Annotated in this window: 15 protein-coding genes; 11 read left to right on the top strand and 4 right to left on the bottom strand. The window is 73.0% G+C overall.

The annotated features are described in order from the left end of the window. Window positions 1-99 precede the first annotated feature (99 nt). Both ABZX22_RS30085 and ABZX22_RS30080 read left to right on the top strand, forming a co-directional pair. Window positions 100-777 (top strand): ABC transporter ATP-binding protein, encoded by a 678-nt coding sequence (locus ABZX22_RS30085; protein WP_354915099.1) that lies wholly within the window; start codon window positions 100-102, stop codon window positions 775-777. Then, window positions 774-2,705: an FtsX-like permease family protein gene (locus ABZX22_RS30080; protein ID WP_354915096.1), complete on the top strand. Its 1,932-nt coding sequence runs from the start codon at window positions 774-776 to the stop codon at window positions 2,703-2,705. Before ABZX22_RS30085 ends, ABZX22_RS30080 begins: the two co-directional genes overlap by 4 nt. 74 nt (window positions 2,706-2,779) lie before the next feature. On the opposite strand, the gene ABZX22_RS30075 is transcribed toward ABZX22_RS30080, so the two are convergent. Next, window positions 2,780-3,769 carry an LLM class F420-dependent oxidoreductase gene (locus tag ABZX22_RS30075; RefSeq protein WP_354915093.1) on the bottom strand — a complete coding sequence of 330 codons (990 nt, stop codon included), beginning with the start codon at window positions 3,767-3,769 and terminating at the stop codon, window positions 2,780-2,782. 88 nt (window positions 3,770-3,857) lie between these two features. Here ABZX22_RS30075 and ABZX22_RS30070 point away from each other — a divergent pair, with 88 nt between their 5' ends. Continuing rightward, window positions 3,858-5,291: a sulfatase gene (locus ABZX22_RS30070; RefSeq protein WP_354915090.1), complete on the top strand. Its 1,434-nt coding sequence runs from the start codon at window positions 3,858-3,860 to the stop codon at window positions 5,289-5,291. Here the strand turns inward: ABZX22_RS30070 and ABZX22_RS30065 are convergent. Next, window positions 5,288-6,010, bottom strand: coding sequence for a helix-turn-helix domain-containing protein (locus ABZX22_RS30065; RefSeq protein ID WP_354915087.1), 723 nt, complete (start codon window positions 6,008-6,010; stop codon window positions 5,288-5,290). The two genes, ABZX22_RS30070 and ABZX22_RS30065, sit on opposite strands and share 4 nt — an antisense overlap. A gap of 64 nt (window positions 6,011-6,074) precedes the next feature. Here ABZX22_RS30065 and ABZX22_RS30060 point away from each other — a divergent pair, with 64 nt between their 5' ends. Further along, the gene (locus ABZX22_RS30060; protein WP_354915084.1) at window positions 6,075-6,914 is read left to right on the top strand and encodes an NAD(P)H-binding protein; all 840 of its coding nucleotides are present in this window, start codon (window positions 6,075-6,077) and stop codon (window positions 6,912-6,914) included. 174 nt (window positions 6,915-7,088) lie between these two features. Here the strand turns inward: ABZX22_RS30060 and ABZX22_RS30055 are convergent, their stop codons facing one another. Continuing rightward, entirely contained in the window at window positions 7,089-7,778 is a 690-nt protein-coding gene (locus tag ABZX22_RS30055) for an FCD domain-containing protein (protein WP_354915081.1), read from the bottom strand. A 46-nt stretch (window positions 7,779-7,824) separates the two neighbouring features. Between ABZX22_RS30055 and ABZX22_RS30050 the strand changes: the two genes are divergently transcribed. The 3 genes from ABZX22_RS30050 to ABZX22_RS30040 are packed head-to-tail and all read left to right on the top strand — an operon-like array spanning window position 7,825 to window position 10,495. Continuing rightward, the gene (locus ABZX22_RS30050) at window positions 7,825-8,511 is read left to right on the top strand and encodes a (Fe-S)-binding protein (protein WP_354915078.1); all 687 of its coding nucleotides are present in this window, start codon (window positions 7,825-7,827) and stop codon (window positions 8,509-8,511) included. Then, window positions 8,508-9,917: a lactate utilization protein B gene (locus tag ABZX22_RS30045; protein ID WP_354915075.1), complete on the top strand. Its 1,410-nt coding sequence runs from the start codon at window positions 8,508-8,510 to the stop codon at window positions 9,915-9,917. The genes ABZX22_RS30050 and ABZX22_RS30045 overlap by 4 nt, the downstream gene beginning before the upstream one ends. Next, window positions 9,914-10,495 carry an LUD domain-containing protein gene (locus ABZX22_RS30040; RefSeq protein WP_354915072.1) on the top strand — a complete coding sequence of 194 codons (582 nt, stop codon included), beginning with the start codon at window positions 9,914-9,916 and terminating at the stop codon, window positions 10,493-10,495. The genes ABZX22_RS30045 and ABZX22_RS30040 overlap by 4 nt, the downstream gene beginning before the upstream one ends. Here ABZX22_RS30040 and ABZX22_RS30035 read toward each other — a convergent pair. Then, complete coding sequence (locus ABZX22_RS30035; RefSeq protein ID WP_354915069.1) at window positions 10,485-11,498, bottom strand: Vms1/Ankzf1 family peptidyl-tRNA hydrolase; 1,014 nt, start codon at window positions 11,496-11,498, stop codon at window positions 10,485-10,487. The two genes, ABZX22_RS30040 and ABZX22_RS30035, sit on opposite strands and share 11 nt — an antisense overlap. A 432-nt stretch (window positions 11,499-11,930) precedes the next feature. On the opposite strand from ABZX22_RS30035, the gene ABZX22_RS30030 reads away from it, so the two are divergent. The 4 genes from ABZX22_RS30030 (at window position 11,931) to cobT (ending at window position 16,309) form a co-directional block, all read left to right on the top strand. Then, the gene (locus ABZX22_RS30030) at window positions 11,931-13,010 is read left to right on the top strand and encodes a GNAT family N-acetyltransferase (RefSeq protein WP_354915066.1); all 1,080 of its coding nucleotides are present in this window, start codon (window positions 11,931-11,933) and stop codon (window positions 13,008-13,010) included. Between the two features lie 117 nt (window positions 13,011-13,127). After that, complete coding sequence (locus ABZX22_RS30025) at window positions 13,128-14,288, top strand: SAM-dependent methyltransferase (RefSeq protein ID WP_354915063.1); 1,161 nt, start codon at window positions 13,128-13,130, stop codon at window positions 14,286-14,288. Between the two features lie 57 nt (window positions 14,289-14,345). Beyond that, the gene (locus ABZX22_RS30020; protein ID WP_354915060.1) at window positions 14,346-15,209 is read left to right on the top strand and encodes a sirohydrochlorin chelatase; all 864 of its coding nucleotides are present in this window, start codon (window positions 14,346-14,348) and stop codon (window positions 15,207-15,209) included. Next, entirely contained in the window at window positions 15,206-16,309 is a 1,104-nt protein-coding gene (gene cobT / locus ABZX22_RS30015) for a nicotinate-nucleotide--dimethylbenzimidazole phosphoribosyltransferase (protein ID WP_354915057.1), read from the top strand. The genes ABZX22_RS30020 and cobT overlap by 4 nt, the downstream gene beginning before the upstream one ends. Window positions 16,310-16,352: the final 43 nt, after the last annotated feature.

Genomic DNA, 16,352 nt, shown 5'->3' with positions numbered 1-16,352 from the left:
GCCGGGTGGGGCGGCAGAGGGGAGATCGGCCGATCGGCCGATGGTGATCGGACGCACGGCCGATCCGCCGTCCCCTCTCCTCGCGACAAGGTCTTCTCCATGAACGACGTACTTGCAGGCCGCGCGCTCGCCAAGCGCTTCGGCCAGACGGTGGCGCTGAACGGCGTGGACATCACCATCCAGGCGGGCGAAGCCGTGGCGATCATGGGTCCGAGCGGTTCGGGCAAGTCCACCCTGCTTCACTGCCTGGCCGGGATCATGAAGCCGGACGCGGGTGAGGTGCACCTGCTCGGCCAGCGCATCGACAGCATGAAGGAGCGCGAGCGCAGCGCCCTGCGCAGGACCAGGTTCGGGTTCGTGTTCCAGTTCGGCCAGCTGCTGCCCGAGCTTCCCGCCGAGGAGAACGTGGCGCTGCCGCTCATGCTCGGCAACGTGTCGAGGGCCGACGCCGTACGGCAGGCGAGGCAGTGGTTCCCGCCGCTCGGCCTGGGCGGCATGGAGGGCCGCAGGCCGGGCGAGCTGTCCGGCGGCCAGGCGCAGCGGGTGGCGATCGCCAGGGCGCTGGTGAGCAGGCCGGCGGTGGTGTTCGCCGACGAGCCGACCGGCGCGCTCGACCAGAGCACGGGACAGGAGACGATGCGCCTGCTGGTGGAGGCCACCAAGCACAACGGCGCCTCGCTCATCGTGGTGACCCACGATCCGGGCGTGGCCGGGTGGTGCGACCGCACGGTGGAGGTCCGCGACGGCAACCTGCTGCACGGCGCGGTGAGCCGGTGAACAACCTCATGAGCCTCACCTGGCGCCTGCTGAGGGGTGGCGGGCGCCGCGGCATGCTGGGCACCTGGCTGACGCTGGGCGCGGTCGTCATCTCCACGGGCCTGCTGCTGTTCGCCGTGTCGGCCAACGTGGCCTTCGAGGGCCGCGCGGAACGGGGGGCGTGGCGCAACCCCGTCCAGGCGACGGGCAGGGCGACGGCCGTCGAGGCGACCAGGAACGACTACGTCCAGGACAAGAAGATCACCGTCGTGGATCTGGCCGCGCTGGACCCGAAGGCGGACGTCCCGCCCGGGCTGCCGAGGTTCCCCGCTCCCGGCGAGGTGTGGCTGTCGCCCGCGCTGGCGGAGCTGGCCAGGCAGTTGCCCGCCGACCGGCTCGCCGACCGCTACCCGAACGTGAAGGGCGTGCTCGGCGACGAGGCTCTCGTCCATCCGCGCGAGCTGGTCGCGGTGGTCGGCCACCGGCCGGGCGACCCCACCATGACCGCTCCCCGCGGCGAGGCGTGGCAGGACGAGGTGCCGCCGACCAAGGTCGAGACGCTGGCCGGCACGCCGACGGAGGACGCGGTGGGCTACCGGATCCTCGCCCTCATCGCCAGCGTGCTCATGGTGGTGCCGCTGCTGGTGTTCGGCGGCGCCGCGGCGCGGCTGACCGTGGCCCGCCGTGACCAGCGTCTCGCCGCGCTCAGGCTGGTGGGCGCCACCCCCGGCCAGGTCGTGGCGATGACCGTGGCCGAGGCGGTGATCGTCGCGTTCGCCGGAGCCGTGCTCGGCACCGTCCTGTACGGCGCGGCGGTCCCGCTGCTCACCGCCATCAGGATCGGCGGGGGACCATGGTTCGCCGGCGACCTGCTGCCGGTCCCTCTCGTGGTGGTCGCGGTGCTGCTGGCCGTACCGCTGCTGGTGGGGGTGTCGGCGATCGTCGGCCTGCGCAGGGTCGTGGTCAGCCCGCTCGGGGTGGCCAAGAGGGAGACGCCGCCCGCGATGCGGTTCGTCAGGGTGATCGCCCTGCTCGCGGTGCTGGCCGCGGTGCCGCTGCTGAGCACGAACGCGGGTGTGGGCGTGGTCGCGGCGGTGCTCGGCCTGGCGTTCCTGTGCATCAACCTGGTCGGCCCCTGGGTCGTCGCGCTGATCGGCAAGGTCACCGCGAAGCGGGCGAGACGCCCGGCGAAGCTGCTGGCGGGGCGCAGGCTGGTCGACGATCCGCGGGCGGCGTGGCGGACGGTCAGCGGTGTCGCGCTGACGGGCTTCGTGGCCGGTTTCCTTGGTCTGCTCAGCCCGGGTGACGCGCTCGCCGGGCGGGTGAGCGACGAGCGGCTCAGGCTCTCCGTGCCGCGGACCGAAGTGGCCCTGGTCGCCGACCAGGCGCGGCGGCGGCTGGAGAAGGCGGGCGTGCGGGCGACGGTGACGAAGGAGAAGACGCTCGTCCTCGCCGCCGTGGGCAGGACGGACGTGGACAAGGCACGCACCGCGCTCGCCGGGCTCGTGCCCGGCCACTCGGCCACCAGCGAGGCCGACGACCAGCACTTCAGCGGGCAACTCCTCGACGACATCGCCACCGGCACCATCGTGGTGCTGTCGGTGTCGTTCCTCGTGGCGATCGCCAGCGCGGGCATCACGGCCGCCTCCTCGGTCCTGGACCGCCGGCAGACCTACGCGCTGCTCAGGCTGGCGGGCACGCCCCTGGAGGTGCTGGACAGGGCGCGCAGCTCGGAGACGCTGGTCCCGCTCGTGGTGATGGGCGGCGGCTCGATCCTGGTGGGCGCGTTCTGCGCCTCGCCGTTCATGCTGGTCTCGCCGAACATCTCGGGCGCGGTCACGCTGGCGGTGTGCGTCGGCGCCGGGTTCGCGGGCGTGGTCGGCGCGGGCGCGCTGAGCAGGCCGCTCCTGCGCTCGGTGACCGAGGACCCCGCTCCGCGTCCCGACTGAGCGCTCCGCGTCCCGGCTGAGCGGGACCGGGGCTCCCGCTGCGCGTCCCGGACGGGCGGGGCCGGGGTCTGCGGCTAACCCAGCACCAGGTCGCGGACGATCGTCAGGGACCGTTCGTCACGCGGGCCCATCACCAGCAGGTTCGTCACCGGCGAGGCCCGCCACAGCTCCAGCCGCTCCTTGATCCTGCCGGGCGGCCCGACCAGCGAGATGCCGTCGGCCAGCTCGTCGGGGATGGCGGCGAAGGCCTCCTGCCTGCGCCCGGCCAGGTAGAGGGCCTGGATGCGCTCGGCGGCCTCGGCGTAGCCCATCCTGCCGATGATGTCGGCGTGGAAGTTGCGCGTCTTGGCGCCCATGCCGCCGATGTAGAGGGTGAGCATCGTCTTCACCCCGTCGAGCGCGGCCCTGACGTCGTCGGTGACCATCACCATGACCATCGCCGCGACCTCGAAGCCGGCGGGGAACCTCCCGTAGAGATCGGAGATCTTCGAGGGGAAGGTGAACAGCGGCAGCCAGCCGTCGGCGATCTCGGTGGCGAGCGCGACGTTCTTGGGCCCTTCGGCGCCGATGTAGACGGGGATGTCCTGGCGCAGCGGGTGCGTGATGAGCTTCAGCGGCTTGCCCAGGCCGCCGGGCAGCGGCAGGGGGTAGTGCGCGCCCTCGTTGGTGACCGGCTCCTCGCGCCGCCACACCTTGCGCATGATCTCGACGTACTCGCGGGTCCTGGCCAGGGGGCGGGGGAACGGCTGGCCGTACCAGCCCTCCACCACCTGGGGCCCGGAGGCGCCGACGCCGAGCAGGAGCCGCCCGCCGGTGAGGTGGTCGAGCGTCATCGCGGTCATCGCGGTGGCCACCGGAGTGCGGGCCGACAGCTGCGCGACCGAGGTGCCGAGCTTGATCCTCGTGGTGCGCGCGCCGTACCAGGCGAGCGGGGTGAAAGCGTCGCTGCCGTAGGCCTCGGCGGTCCAGACCGAGTCGTAGCCGAGCCGCTCGGCCGCCTGGACGACCTCGGTGGCGTCGTCGGCGTGTCGCTGCCAGTAGCCCAGGTTCAGGCCTAACTTCATGCGATACCTCCCGAAATGAGAACAGGTTCTAATATTGTTGAGAGGGGTGTCAATGAGGGATGTTGGGGGAAGTTGAGACCGTGTGCTGATGAAGCGGCTGGGGGGTCTGGCAGTGCTGCTGCTGTTGCTGCCACTCGTCGCCATGCCGGCGAGCGCGGCCGACCAGTCGCGGCCCAACATCGTGCTGATCCTCGCCGACGACCTCGAGTACGGCACGCTGCAGAACTTCCCCGCCATCACCAGCCACCTGGTCCGGCAGGGAGCCTCCTTCGACCGCGCCATCGTCACCAACTCCTGGTGCTGTCCCTCGAGGGCGTCGCTCCTGCGCTCGCAGTACGTGCACAGCCACACCGTGTGGACCAACACCGCCCCTGAAGGCGGCTTCGACCGCTTCCACCTGGCCGGGCTGGAGAACTCCACGGTCGGCGCCTGGATGCGCGGCGCCGGCTACCGCACCGGCCTCATGGGCAAGTACCTCAACCACTATCCGGGCACCAGCGTGCCCGCCACCTACGTGCCGCCGGGCTGGGACCAGTGGGCGGTGCCGGTCAAGCGGCTCTACGAGGAGTACGACTACACGCTCAACGAGAACGGCAGGCTCGTCGAGTACGGCTGGGACGAGGAGGACTACCTGGAGGACGTGCTCGCCCGCAAGGCGAAGGAGTTCGTCAGCGCGCCCGGCACCCAGCCGTTCTTCCTCTACCTGGCCCCCGTCGCCCCGCACAACCCGGCCAACCCCGCGCGCCGCCACGCCGACGCCTTCCCCGACGCGCAGGCGCCCCGGACACCCAACTACAACCAGGCCGACGTCCACAAGGAGCCGCAGTGGCTGCGCGACCTGCCCGAGATCAGCTGGGCGGGCGAAGAACGCATCGACGAGCGCCACCGGGCCAGGCTGCGCGCCATGCTCGGCGTGGACGACCTGGTCAACACCGTCGTCACCGCCCTGCAGGCGGCCGGCAAGCTCGACAACACCTACATCTTCTTCGCCTCCGACAACGGCTTCCACCTGGGCACCCACCGGCTGCGCCTGGGCAAGACCACGCCGTTCGAGGAGGCCGTCAAGGTGCCGCTGGTGGTGCGCGGCCCAGGCGTCGCGCCCGGCTCCACCATCACCGCCCTGACACAGCCGGTCGACTACGCGCCCACCTTCGCCGAACTGGCCGGCATCCCGGCGCCCGCCTTCGCCGAGGGGCGCTCGCTGGTGCCCCTGCTGCGCGGGCTCAACCCGCCGAGCTGGCGGCGCAACGCGCTGATCGAGTTCGCCAGGCCGACCAACCAGGCCGCCAACCGGCAGACGCTGACACCCGCCTACGCGGCGCTGCGCACCGCCACGCACACCTATGTGAAGTACGTGACGGGGGAGACCCAGCTCTACGACCTGACCACCGACCCCTACCAGCTGAACAACCTGGCCGCGACCGCGCCCCCCGAGCTGCTGAGCAACCTCCAGGCCCGCCTGGACGCGATGCGGACGTGCTCGGGCGCGACCTGCCGTACGGCCGACGCCTGGGAGCGCTAGGCGGAGCAGGCCACGGCGGCGGGCAGGTCGCCGGCGACGAACGCGCCGGGGGAGACGCCCATCACGGAACGGAACTCGGCCGTCAGGTGCGACTGGTCGTAGTAGCCCGCGTCGGCGGCCAGCGCGGCCCAGCCGCCGGCGGCGGCGCGGGCCAGCACGCCGCGCACCCGGTCGAGGCGGGCGAAGCGCTTGGGCGGCATCCCCACCCCGCTGGTGAACAGGTCGCGCAGGTGGCGCTCGCTGACGCCGAGGTCCCTGGCCACCTCGGGGACCCTCGCGTACGGCAGGCGGTCGGCGGCGGCCTGCAGCAGCGCGGCCCGCGACAGCTCGGCGGTCGAGCAGGCGGAGAGCCGGTCGAGGAGGGCCGCCTCGACCATGGCCGCCTCGTCGCCAGGAGCGGCCGCCAGTTCCTCGGCCAGCCGGTCGGCCGCGGTGCCCCACAGCTCGCGCAGCGGCACGATCCTGTCGACCAGCTCGCTGACCGGCACGCCGAGCACCGCCCGCGCCCTGCCGGGGCGCAGCCGCACGGTGACGCAGCGGGACAGCTCCTTCGGTGCGAGGTAGGAGGCGCGGGTGCGCGGGCCGAGCACCATGAGGTCGCCGCGCCCGTCGAGTGTGGTGCGGAAGGCCAGCACGGCGGCCGGGTCGGGCTCGCGCACGTGCACCTCGCCCAGGCCGCCGGCCGCCGTCTCGCCGATCCGCTCGGCCCGAACGCTCACGCCACCACCCTAGGTGCCGATTTTTCCTATCGGCGGGCGGCTCCCTGACGGGAGCGTAGGAGGCATGATCCTGGTCACGGGTGCCACGGGCACCATCGGAAGTGAAGTCCTCAGGCGGCTGGCCGCGAGAGGCGAGCAGGCGCTCGCGATGACGCGCGACCCCGCCAAGCTGAGCGCGCGGGCGGTGAAGGCCGACTTCGCCGACCCCGCCTCGCTGGACAGGGCACTCGAAGGGGTGGACACGGTGCTGTCGCTGACGGCCTTCGGGCGTGAGCTGCCCGAACACGACCTCGCCCTGGTCGCGGCGGCCGGGCGGGCCGGCACGAAGAAGATCGTGAAGATCTCGGCGATCGGCACCGGGGAGACCGACGACGAGAAGGACATCCGCTCCTGGCACCACCACGGCGAGCGGGCCGTCAGGGACAGCGGGATGGCATGGACGATCCTGCGCCCGGCCGGGTTCGCCGGTAACGCGCTGATGTGGGCCGACACGGTCAGGGCGGGCGAGCCGATCCCGAACACGACGGGCTCGGGCGGCCAGGGCGTGGTCGACCCGCGTGACGTGGCCGAGGTGGCGGTCGAGGCGCTGACGGGCGGGGCGCACGACGGCATGACCTACGAGCTGACCGGGCCCGAGGTGATCAGCGTGCCCGAGCAGGCGCGCGTGCTCGGGCAGGTGCTCGGCCGGGAGGTGACGACGGTCGAGATCCCGCTGGAGGCGGCCAGGCAGGGGATGCTGGCCTCGGGCGCCGAGCCGCTCCTGGTGGAGGTGGCCATGACGGGGGCCGCGTTCGTCGCGGCGGGCGGTGCCGAGCGGCTCAGCGGCGACGTGGCGGCCGTGCTGGGGCGGGCGCCGCGGCGTTTCGCCGACTGGGTCCGCGACCACCGCGCCGCCTTCGAGTGACCCACCGCCGGACCGCACCGCCGGACCCCACACCCGGACCCCACCCCCGGACCGCGCCGTCGGACCCCGCGTGACCCCGCCGCCCGACCCCAACGCGGGACCGCACTGCCGGACCCCGGCGGGCCGGACCCCGGCGGGCCGGGCGCCGGGTGGTGGGTCAGGCCGGGTGGTGGGTCAGGGAGTCGGAGGCGGTGGTGTGGTGAGGGCCGGGTAGGCGTGCGCCAGGTGGTCGGCGACGGCCTGGGCGGCGCCCCGCCCGTCGCCGGCCGCGGCCAGCTCGTAGATGCGCCAGTGGTCGGCCATGAGCACGTCGGTCCGCCCGGCCGCCTCCACCGCGGCCACCGAGTAGGCGTGGATGGTCTGCCGCAGCGCCCGCATGGTCGCCGCCAGCAGCCGGTTGCCCGACAGCAGCGCCACCCCGAGGTGGAAGGTCACGTCGTGGTCGACGAAGGAGCGGGCGTCGCCGGCCCGCTCCATCTGCTCCAGCGCCGCGCGCATGACCTCGAGGCCCTCGGGCGCGTCGACGTGCTGCACCGCCCACTGCTCGATCATCAGGCGGGTGGCGATCACCTCGCCGAGCGACAGCGAAGCCGTACCGAGGTGGAGCCGGAGCAGGTCGGCCAGCGCGCTCTCCGGTCTGGAGGTGAGCACCGCGCCCGCGTCGGGCCCGCGGCCCGCCTGCGAGGAGACCACGCCGAGCGTCTCGAGCACGCGCAGCGCCTCGCGTACCGACGAGCGGCCGACCTGGAGCTCCTCGGCCAGCCGGCGCTCGCCCGGCAGCCGGTCGCCGACGGTGAGCCCGTCGTCGGCGATGCGCCGCTCGATCCTGGCGATGACGTCCTCGAAGGTCCGGGGCTTCCTCATATGGTCAGACCATACTATGGTCAGACCATACTTTGAAGGGAGTGCCGTGCGAGTCGCCCTGTTCATCACGTGTGTCAACGACACGCTCTTTCCCGGCACGGGCAAGGCCGTGGTGTCCCTGCTGCGCCGCCTTGGGTGCGAGGTCGACTTCCCGCAGGCGCAGACCTGCTGCGGCCAGATGCACCTCAACACCGGCTACCGGGCCGAGGGCGAACGGCTGGCCCGGCGCTTCGCGGAGGTGTTCGACGGCTACGACGCGGTCGTCACCCCCTCGGGCTCGTGCGCGGCGATGGTGCGCGAGCAGTACCCGCGGCTGGGCGTGGCGCCGCCGCCGGTGTACGACCTGTCGGAGTTCCTGATCGACGTGCTGGAGGTGGAGGACGTCGGCGCCGCCTTCCCGCACCGGGTGACCTACCACCCGACGTGCCACTCGCTCAGGGGGCTGCACCTCGGCGACAAGCCGACGCGGCTGCTGCGGCGGGTGCGGGGGCTGGAGCTGGTCCCGCTCCCCGGCGCCGAGGAGTGCTGCGGCTTCGGCGGCACGTTCGCGGTGAAGAACCCGGCGATCTCGGCCGCGATGTGCGCCGACAAGGTCCGCAACGTGATGGACACCGGCGCGGAGGTGCTCTGCGCCGCAGACAACTCCTGCCTCATGCACATCGGCGGCACCATGCGCCGTCAGAAGACGGGGGTGCGGGTCATGCACCTGGCCGAGATCCTGGACGCGAGATGAGCGTCTTCATCGGCATGCCGGGCGACTTCCCGACGAACGCCGCTAAAGCCGTACAGAACTCACAGCTGCGCTACAACCTTCGCAAGGCCACCCACACGATCCGCGGCAAGCGGGCCACCGTGGTCGGCGAGCTGCCCGACTGGCCGGAACTCCGCGCCGCCGGCAAGGCGATCAAGGACCACACGCTGCGCCACCTCGACCGCTACCTCGTCCAGCTGGAGGAGGCGGTCCAGCGGGCCGGCGGCCACGTCCACTGGGCCCGCGACGCCGCCGAGGCCAACCGCATCGTCACCGACCTGGTCAGGCGGACGGGCGAGAACGAGGTCGTCAAGGTCAAGTCGATGGCCACCCAGGAGATCGGCCTCAACGAGCACCTGGCGGCCGAGGGCATCACCGCGTTCGAGACCGACCTGGCCGAGCTGATCGTCCAGCTCGGCGACGACTACCCCAGCCACATCCTGGTGCCCGCCATCCACCGCAACCGCGCCGAGATCCGCGAGATCTTCCTGCGCAGGATGGGCGACGCGCCCCGCGACCTCACCGACGAACCCGCCGCGCTGGCCGAGGCCGCCCGGCTCCACCTGCGCGAACGCTTCCTGCGCAGCAAGGTCGCCATCTCCGGGGCCAACTTCGTGATCGCCGAGACCGGCACCTGCGTGGTCCTGGAGTCGGAGGGCAACGGCCGGATGTGCCTGACCCTGCCGGAGACCCTGATCAGCGTCGTCGGCATCGAGAAGGTGCTGCCCACCTGGCGTGACCTGGAGGTCTTCCTCCAGCTCCTGCCGCGCAGCTCCACCGGCGAGCGCATGAACCCCTACACCTCCACCTGGACGGGATCCACCGAGGGCCAGACCTTCCATCTGGTGCTGCTCGACAACGGCCGCACCACCGTCCTGGCCGACGAGGTGGGCCGCCAGGCGCTGCGCTGCATCCGCTGCTCGGCCTGCCTCAACGTCTGCCCCGTCTACGAGCGCGCGGGCGGCCACGCCTACGGCTCGGTCTACCCGGGGCCCATCGGCGCCATCCTCACCCCGCAACTGCGCGGCCTCGGCTCCGACCTCGACGCCTCCCTGCCCTACGCCTCGTCGCTGTGCGGGGCCTGCCTCGAGGTCTGCCCGGTGGCCATCGACATCCCCGAGGTGCTGGTCGACCTGCGGGCCAAGGTGGCCCACCCGCGCGCCGAGCGGGCCGGCATGCGGGCCGCCGGCTGGGTGCTGGCCAAGGAGGTACGGCTGGCCAAGGCGCAACGCCTGGCCACGCGCTTCCGCAGGCTGGCCCCCGGACGGCTGCCGGGCCCCCTGTCGGCCTGGACCGACACCCGCGACCTGCCGGAGATCCCCGAGGAGTCGTTCAGGGACTGGTGGGCCCGCCAGGAGCGGCGCGGAGAAGGGAAGGCGAGCTCATGAGCGCCCGCAAGGAGATCCTCGACCGGGTGCGCAGGGCCGTGGAGGGCGCCCCCGAGGTGACCGTCCCCCGCGGCTACCGCACCTCGATACCGGTGGACGACCTGGTCGCCCGCTTCGCCGAGCGTGTCGGCGACTACCGGGCGATCGTCCACGTCGTCGCCTCGGCGGAGGTGCCCGCGCTGGTGGCCGAGCTGACGGCGGGCAGGCGCGTGATCGTGCCGCCGGCCGTACGAGGGCAGGGCCCGCTGGCCGTGGCGCAGGCGGTGGGGGAGGAGGAGCTGCTGACGGCCGACGGCGTGGCCACCGGATGCGCGGTCGCCATCGCCGAGACCGGCACCATCGTCCTCGACGCGGGGCCCGACCAGGGCCGCAGGGCGCTGACCCTCGTGCCCGACTACCACCTGTGCCTGGTGCGGGCCGACCAGATCGTCTCCAGCGTCCCCGAGGCGGTCGCCAGGCTCGACCCCGCACGGCCGCTGACCTGGATCAGCGGGCCGTCGGCGACCAGCGACATCGAGCTCAACCGGGTGGAGGGCGTGCACGGCCCGCGCACCCTCGAGGTGATCGTCAGTACCTGATCACCGCCGAGATCTCCTTGACCTCCGGCGCGAACCACAGCTCGGCGTCGGTCATCGCGGCGGCCCTGGCCAGCGCGGAGTCGGCGCGCTCGCGGACCGGCCCCTCCACACCCCACCGGCGCAGCTCGTCGGCGCCGGTGGCCAGCTGGGTGCCACCCGGGCCGATCCACATCAGTTCGGGCAGTTCGCCGGGGGACAGGACGGCGTGCACCCGCCCCTCCCGCAGCGCCCGCGCCACCTGGCCGAAACCCACCGGGCCCGCGTTGTCCCGGTGCCGGTCGAGCAGCTCGGCCCTGCGCCGCTCCAGCCACGTGTCCAGCGCGTTCTCCGCGTCCTGCGTGAACCGGCCGTGGTCGGCGCGGCTGCCGTGCTCCACCATCATCACCCTGTCGGCCGCCTTGGTGCCCAGGTGGTCGCACAGCTGCGAGCGCGACGCCGGCTCGCCCGCCACCACGACCAGCTCGGCGCCGATCCTGCGCACCTGCTCGTCCACCACGTGCGCCACGACCCGCGCGTCGCGCTCCCAGGTCTCCTCGGCCGCCCGCTCGTACACCTTCTGCGACCAGCCGCCCTGCGCCGTCTTCTGCAGGGGCCACTTCTGCGCCTCGACGGTCGCCACCCGCGGCGAGCCGCCGCCGAACACCGTCAGCTCGGCGCCCGCGTGATCGACCACGACCCGTAGGTGCGGGACGTTCTCGCCCCGCGACATCAGCAGCGGCGTCACGTGCGGCAGCGGCGACCAGCGGGCCTGCTCCAGCGGCGGCGGCTCGGCCAGCGACTCGGCCAGCACGAGCTCGCCGCCCGCGGCGAACAGTGCCCGCCCGGGGGCCGGCGCGCCCCAGGCCTCCTCCAGCGCGTCGAGAGTGTCCCGATCGGCCTCCTCCATGCTGTCCCTGAACGAGCGCCACCGCCGCCGCCTGTCCTCCACGTCCGACCCCGCGAGGTAGACCGAGGCGTAGGGGCCATGACGCTCGTACAGCGGACGGATGAAGTCGAGCCTCAACTCACCTCACCACCTCTTCCGCTCGATGCCGACCCCCCAGTGCCTTGGCCACCTGCTCGATGGTGGCGAACCTGGTCCCGCTCGGCAGCCTGCTCACGGCCTCCACCGGGAAGTCGGGAGCCGTTCCGGCCTTCGCGCGGGCCGGCGGGCCGCCACTCCTCCACGTGGGTCGAATCCACCCCGTCGTGCTGCCGGCACTCGTCCAGTCCGGGCCCGTGCTTGTCGCTTTCACATCCCAAGGCGTTCTCATCCTTTCAAGCTGCCCGAATCCCGCCCCTACCCGCGCGGCCCTCACCAAACATGACCTTCCGCGGGCGAAGGCCCGGCCGCAGGCCGCCCGGCCATGCGGCCCTCCCGGGGGCGCGAACGGCCCGCGAAACCGGGACTTGTAGGGTTTCGGCACGCCGTTGAGCACTTAGGGGAAAAGTGAGCGTGTTCGACCCTCGCCTTCGCATCACCACCGACCGGCTGACCCTGCGCGCCTTCCATCCCGAGGACGCCGACAGGATCACGACCATCGTCGAAGCCGGTCACCGTTTCCTCCCGCCGGGCGCCCCCGGCCAGGCCGCCGGCGTCGCCGCCTGGCTGTCCACCGGCGTCCACGAGCTCCAGCGCTCGGGCCAGGGCGTCCACCTGGCCATGGTCGACGGCGACGGCCGTATCGTCGGGGCGATCAGCCTGTTCAGGACCCAGTGGAGCGCGGGCATCACCGAGGTCGGCTACGGCGTGCACCCCCTGTACCGGAGCAGGGGCTTCGCCACCGAGGCGGTCCGCGGCCTGGCCGCCTGGGTGTTCGAGACCACCGAGCTGCGCAGGATCGAACTGCGTGCCAACCTCGACAACGGCCCGTCCGTGCGGGTGGCCGAGAAGTCCGGCTTCTCCTACGAGGGCGTGCTGCGCGCCGCCGAGCTCGAGGACGACGGCGCCCACGACCTGGTCGTGTTCGGCCTGCTGCGCGGATCCACCGGATCGCCCAACGTCTTCCCCGAGGACGAGCTGGTCACCCCGCGCCTGCTGCTGCGCAGGCTCACCGCCGCCGACGTGCCCGACCTGACCGCTACCGCCGCCGACGAGATCACCCAGCGGCGCACCAGCGTGCCCCGCGGCTACACCGAGGAGCACGGCAGGTTCTACGCGCTCATGGCGAGCCCGCAGCACCGCATCAGCGGCGCAGGGATCGTCTGGGCGGTCGTCGAGAGGGAGAGCGGCAGGTTCGTCGCCAGCGTCGACCTGAAGAGCACCGAGTGGGGACACCGCGCCACCGAGGTCGGCTACATGACCGCCCCCTGGGCGCGCGGCAGGGGCTACGCGGGCGAGGCGGTGCTGGCGGTCGCCAGATGGCTGTTCGACAAGCAGGGCTTCCAGCGGCTCCAGCTCCGGGCCGCCGTCTCCAACCTCGCTTCCCAGCGGGTGGCCGAGAAGGCCGGCTTCACGCGGGAGGGCGTGGCGCGCAACGGCGCCGGCAAGGAGGATCTCGTGGTGTACGGGCTGATCCCCGGCGACCTTCCGTGACCCGCCCCGGCCACGAGCGCCCGGGGAGCGTGTCCCTGGACTGACGCCCGCCCCGGACGGAGGATGGCGCGTGACCCGGCTTGCCGTACACACTGGGTCAAGAGGACGGTGAGTCGGATGATCACGGTTATCGGCTGGGACGGATCGCCGCTGTCGGCCAGGGCGACCGACTGCCTGCAACAGGCCACGCTGGTGACCGGTCCCGAACGGGTCCTGCGGCACTTCAAGCTCCCCGTCCCCGGCGGCGAGCTGCTGGCCCTCCTCGACGAGCACCTCGAACAGGGCGAGGGCCCCGCGGTCGTCCTCGCCGACGGCGACCCCGGCTTCTTCGGCGTCGTGCGCGCGCTGCGCGGCCACGGCCTGAAACCGGCCGTCATCCCCGCCAGCTCGCTCGTCACGCGCGCCTTCGCCAGGGCGGGTATGAGCTGGGAGGACGCGCTCATCGTCGCGCCCGAGGGGCCGGGGCAGCTCAACAGGGTCGTCAACGCCTGCCGCGCCCACCACAAGGTCGGGCTCATCGTCACCCCCGGCGTCGGCCCCGCCGAGATCGCCAGGGAGCTGGCCCCCACCACACCGCGCACGCTCATCGTCTGCGAGGACCTCGGCGGGCCCGGCGAGCGCGTCACCCACAGCCGCATGGGCGAGGCCACCACCAGGCCGTGGAAGGACCCCGACGTCGTCCTCGTCATCGACCCGCTCTACCGCGCCGGCGAGCCCGCCTGGGTGGCGGGGGCGGCCCCAGGACCCGACGAGTGGGCCGTCGGCGGCGACCTGCCGTCCGAGGTGAGCGCGTACGTGCTGGCCAAGCTCGGCCCCAGGCTCGGCGACCTCGTCTGGGACGTCGGCGCGGGCTCCGGCGGCATCGCCGTCGAGTGCGCCAGGCTCGGCGCCGCCGTCATGGCCGTCGAGCGCGACGACGAGGCCTGCGCCCGGCTGCGTACCAACGTCATCCGCCAGGGTGTCAAGGTCGCGCTGACCCGCGGCCAGGCCCCGCCCGCGCTCGAGCCGCTCCCCGATCCCGACGCCGTCTACGTCGGCGGCGGCGGCGCCGACGTGATCGTCGCCTGTGCCGCCCGCGTCCCCTCCAGGCTCGTCTGCACGCTCAAGGTCGTCGAGCAGGTGCCCGCCGTCCTCCAGCGGCTGAAAGAGCACGGCTACCGCGCCGAGTGCACCCAGATCCAGGCATCGCGGCTGGTCGTGCAGGCCGACGGCGCCCACGCGCTGGCCGCCGAGGACCCCGTCTTCGTCGTACACGCACGCAGAGTGATCTGTGCATGACCAGCGCGCATCGGATATCCTCGCGTGTCTTGTCTACATAAACCCCAGGTCACAGGCGTGGAGATCCCCTTCATGAAGCCGCCGCTGCTGCTCATCGGGCAGGGCTCGCACGACGACACAGGTGCCGCCGAGTTCGGAAGGTTCGTCCACAGGCTGCGTTGCCGCCTGGAGGACAGCTCCGCCGAGGTCTCGGGCGGCTACCTTGCCAAGGCCAAGCCCATGCTGAGCGAATCCGTCGCCTCCCTCGTGGCCAGGGGCCACCACCGGCTGGTCACGCTGCCGCTCAGCCTCAGCCGCATGGAGGACTTCCCCGCGGCCATGGCGCTGGAGCAGGAGCGGCATCCCACGCTGATGTACGACCACGGGCGTCCCCTCGGGCCCGACCCGCGCGTGCTATCCCTGCTGGCCGAACGGCTGGCCGAGGCTGCCGCCGACATGCCCAGGCTGCGCTCCCTCGACGACGTCAAGCCCCGCCTGCGCGTGGTGCCCTCCATCCCCGTCGAGGAGCCGGCCGAGCACATCGAGCCGGCCGAGACCGCGGTCGTGCTGGTCGGCGAGGGCTCGACCGACCCCGCCGCCAACGCCGAGATCCACCGCGTCTCGCGGCTGTTCTGGGAGACCCACGCCTACGACTTCATGACGGTGGAGACCGCCTTCGTCTCCATCACCCCGCCCGGCGTGCCCGGCGGTCTCGAACGCTGCCGCCGCCTGGGCGCCCGCCGCGTCATCGTCGTGCCGTACCTGCTGTTCGCCGGCGGCATGCTGGAGCGCGTCTGGGCACAGGCACTCGCCTACGGAGCCGGTCACCCCGACCTCGACATCCGCTGCGCCGAGGTGATCGGCGACTGCGAGGTGCTCGCCGACGTGGTCATCGACCGGTACGAGGAAGCACTCGAACTCGCCGAGGGGGTCTCCGCATGACGTTGCAGGACGTGCTCGCCCAGATCACGCCCGCCTCCGCCGCCGCGCTCGCCGACGCCCGCGCCCACCAGAGCCGCCTCACCAAGCCGCCGGGCTCCCTCGGCGCCCTCGAGGAGGTCGCGGTACGGCTGGCCGGCGCGGCCGGCACCTGCCCGCCGCCCATGCCCGAGCCCGCCGCGCTGGCCATCTTCGCCGGCGACCACGGCGTCCACGCGCGCGGCGTCTCCCCCTGGCCGCAGGAGGTGACGCTGCAGATGGTCGGCAACTTCCTGGCCGGCGGCGCGGTCGCCAACGCCTTCGCCGCCCAGGTCGGCGCCTCGGTCACGGTCGTCGACGTGGGCGTCGCCGCGGACCTGCCCGCCGCCGAGGGCCTGCTCTCCCGCAAGGTCGGCTACGGCACCGCCGACCTGTCGGCCGGCCCGGCGATGACCGTCTCGCAGGCCGTCCAGGCGATCGAGGTGGGCATCTCGGTGGCCCGTTCCCTCGTGGCCGACGGCGCCCGCTGCCTGATCACGGGCGACATGGGCATCGCCAACACCACCGCGTCGGCGGCGCTCGTCTGCGCGTTCACCGGCAAGGACGCGGCCGAGGTCACCGGGCGCGGCACCGGCATCGACGACGCCACCCACGCCCACAAGGTGGCGGTCGTCCGCGAGGGCCTGCGCGTCAACGGCCTCACCCCCGCGCCGCACGCGCCGGAGACCGAAGGAAGCGGCGCCGTCCTGCCGCACGACGCCCTGGAGATCCTGGCCGCCCTCGGCGGGTTCGAGCACGCCGCCATCGCGGGCTTCATCCTCGGCGGTGCCGCGGCGCGGGTGCCCGTCATCCTCGACGGCGTCATCGCCGGGTCCGCCGCCCTGGCCGCCGCCGCCCTCGCGCCGGCCGTCGTCGACCACTGCGTGGCCGGCCACCGCTCCGCCGAGCCAGGTCACGCCGCCGCCCTCGACCACCTCGGCCTGCGCCCCCTCGTCGACCTCGAGCTGCGGCTCGGCGAAGGCACCGGAGGGCTGCTCGCCCACCCGCTGGTCTGCGCCGCCGTCCGGGTGATGCACGAGGTGGCGACCTTCGACTCCGCGGGTGTCACGGAGAAGCAGCCCTAGTAATCCGGACCCGGTAGGTTTGCCTCCTGACATACCAATCCTC

This window comes from Nonomuraea sp. NPDC003804 (assembly GCF_040610675.1).
In the GTDB taxonomy this organism is placed as follows: domain Bacteria; phylum Actinomycetota; class Actinomycetes; order Streptosporangiales; family Streptosporangiaceae; genus Nonomuraea.
The sequence above is the reverse complement of the archived record's forward strand: the minus strand, read 5'-3'. Positions and strand labels throughout refer to the sequence as shown.

What these genes read in the sequence shown, in the direction of transcription:
- ABZX22_RS30085 (WP_354915099.1), top strand. Translation starts at nt 100, where the DNA reads ATGAACGACGTACTTGCAGGCCGCGCGCTCGCCAAGCGCTTCGGCCAG.
- ABZX22_RS30075 (WP_354915093.1), bottom strand. Translation starts at nt 3,769, where the DNA reads ATGAAGTTAGGCCTGAACCTGGGCTACTGGCAGCGACACGCCGACGAC.
- ABZX22_RS30070 (WP_354915090.1), top strand. Translation starts at nt 3,858, where the DNA reads ATGAAGCGGCTGGGGGGTCTGGCAGTGCTGCTGCTGTTGCTGCCACTC.
- ABZX22_RS30060 (WP_354915084.1), top strand. Translation starts at nt 6,075, where the DNA reads ATGATCCTGGTCACGGGTGCCACGGGCACCATCGGAAGTGAAGTCCTC.
- ABZX22_RS30055 (WP_354915081.1), bottom strand. Translation starts at nt 7,778, where the DNA reads ATGAGGAAGCCCCGGACCTTCGAGGACGTCATCGCCAGGATCGAGCGG.
- ABZX22_RS30045 (WP_354915075.1), top strand. Translation starts at nt 8,508, where the DNA reads ATGAGCGTCTTCATCGGCATGCCGGGCGACTTCCCGACGAACGCCGCT.
- ABZX22_RS30040 (WP_354915072.1), top strand. Translation starts at nt 9,914, where the DNA reads ATGAGCGCCCGCAAGGAGATCCTCGACCGGGTGCGCAGGGCCGTGGAG.
- ABZX22_RS30025 (WP_354915063.1), top strand. Translation starts at nt 13,128, where the DNA reads ATGATCACGGTTATCGGCTGGGACGGATCGCCGCTGTCGGCCAGGGCG.
- cobT (WP_354915057.1), top strand. Translation starts at nt 15,206, where the DNA reads ATGACGTTGCAGGACGTGCTCGCCCAGATCACGCCCGCCTCCGCCGCC.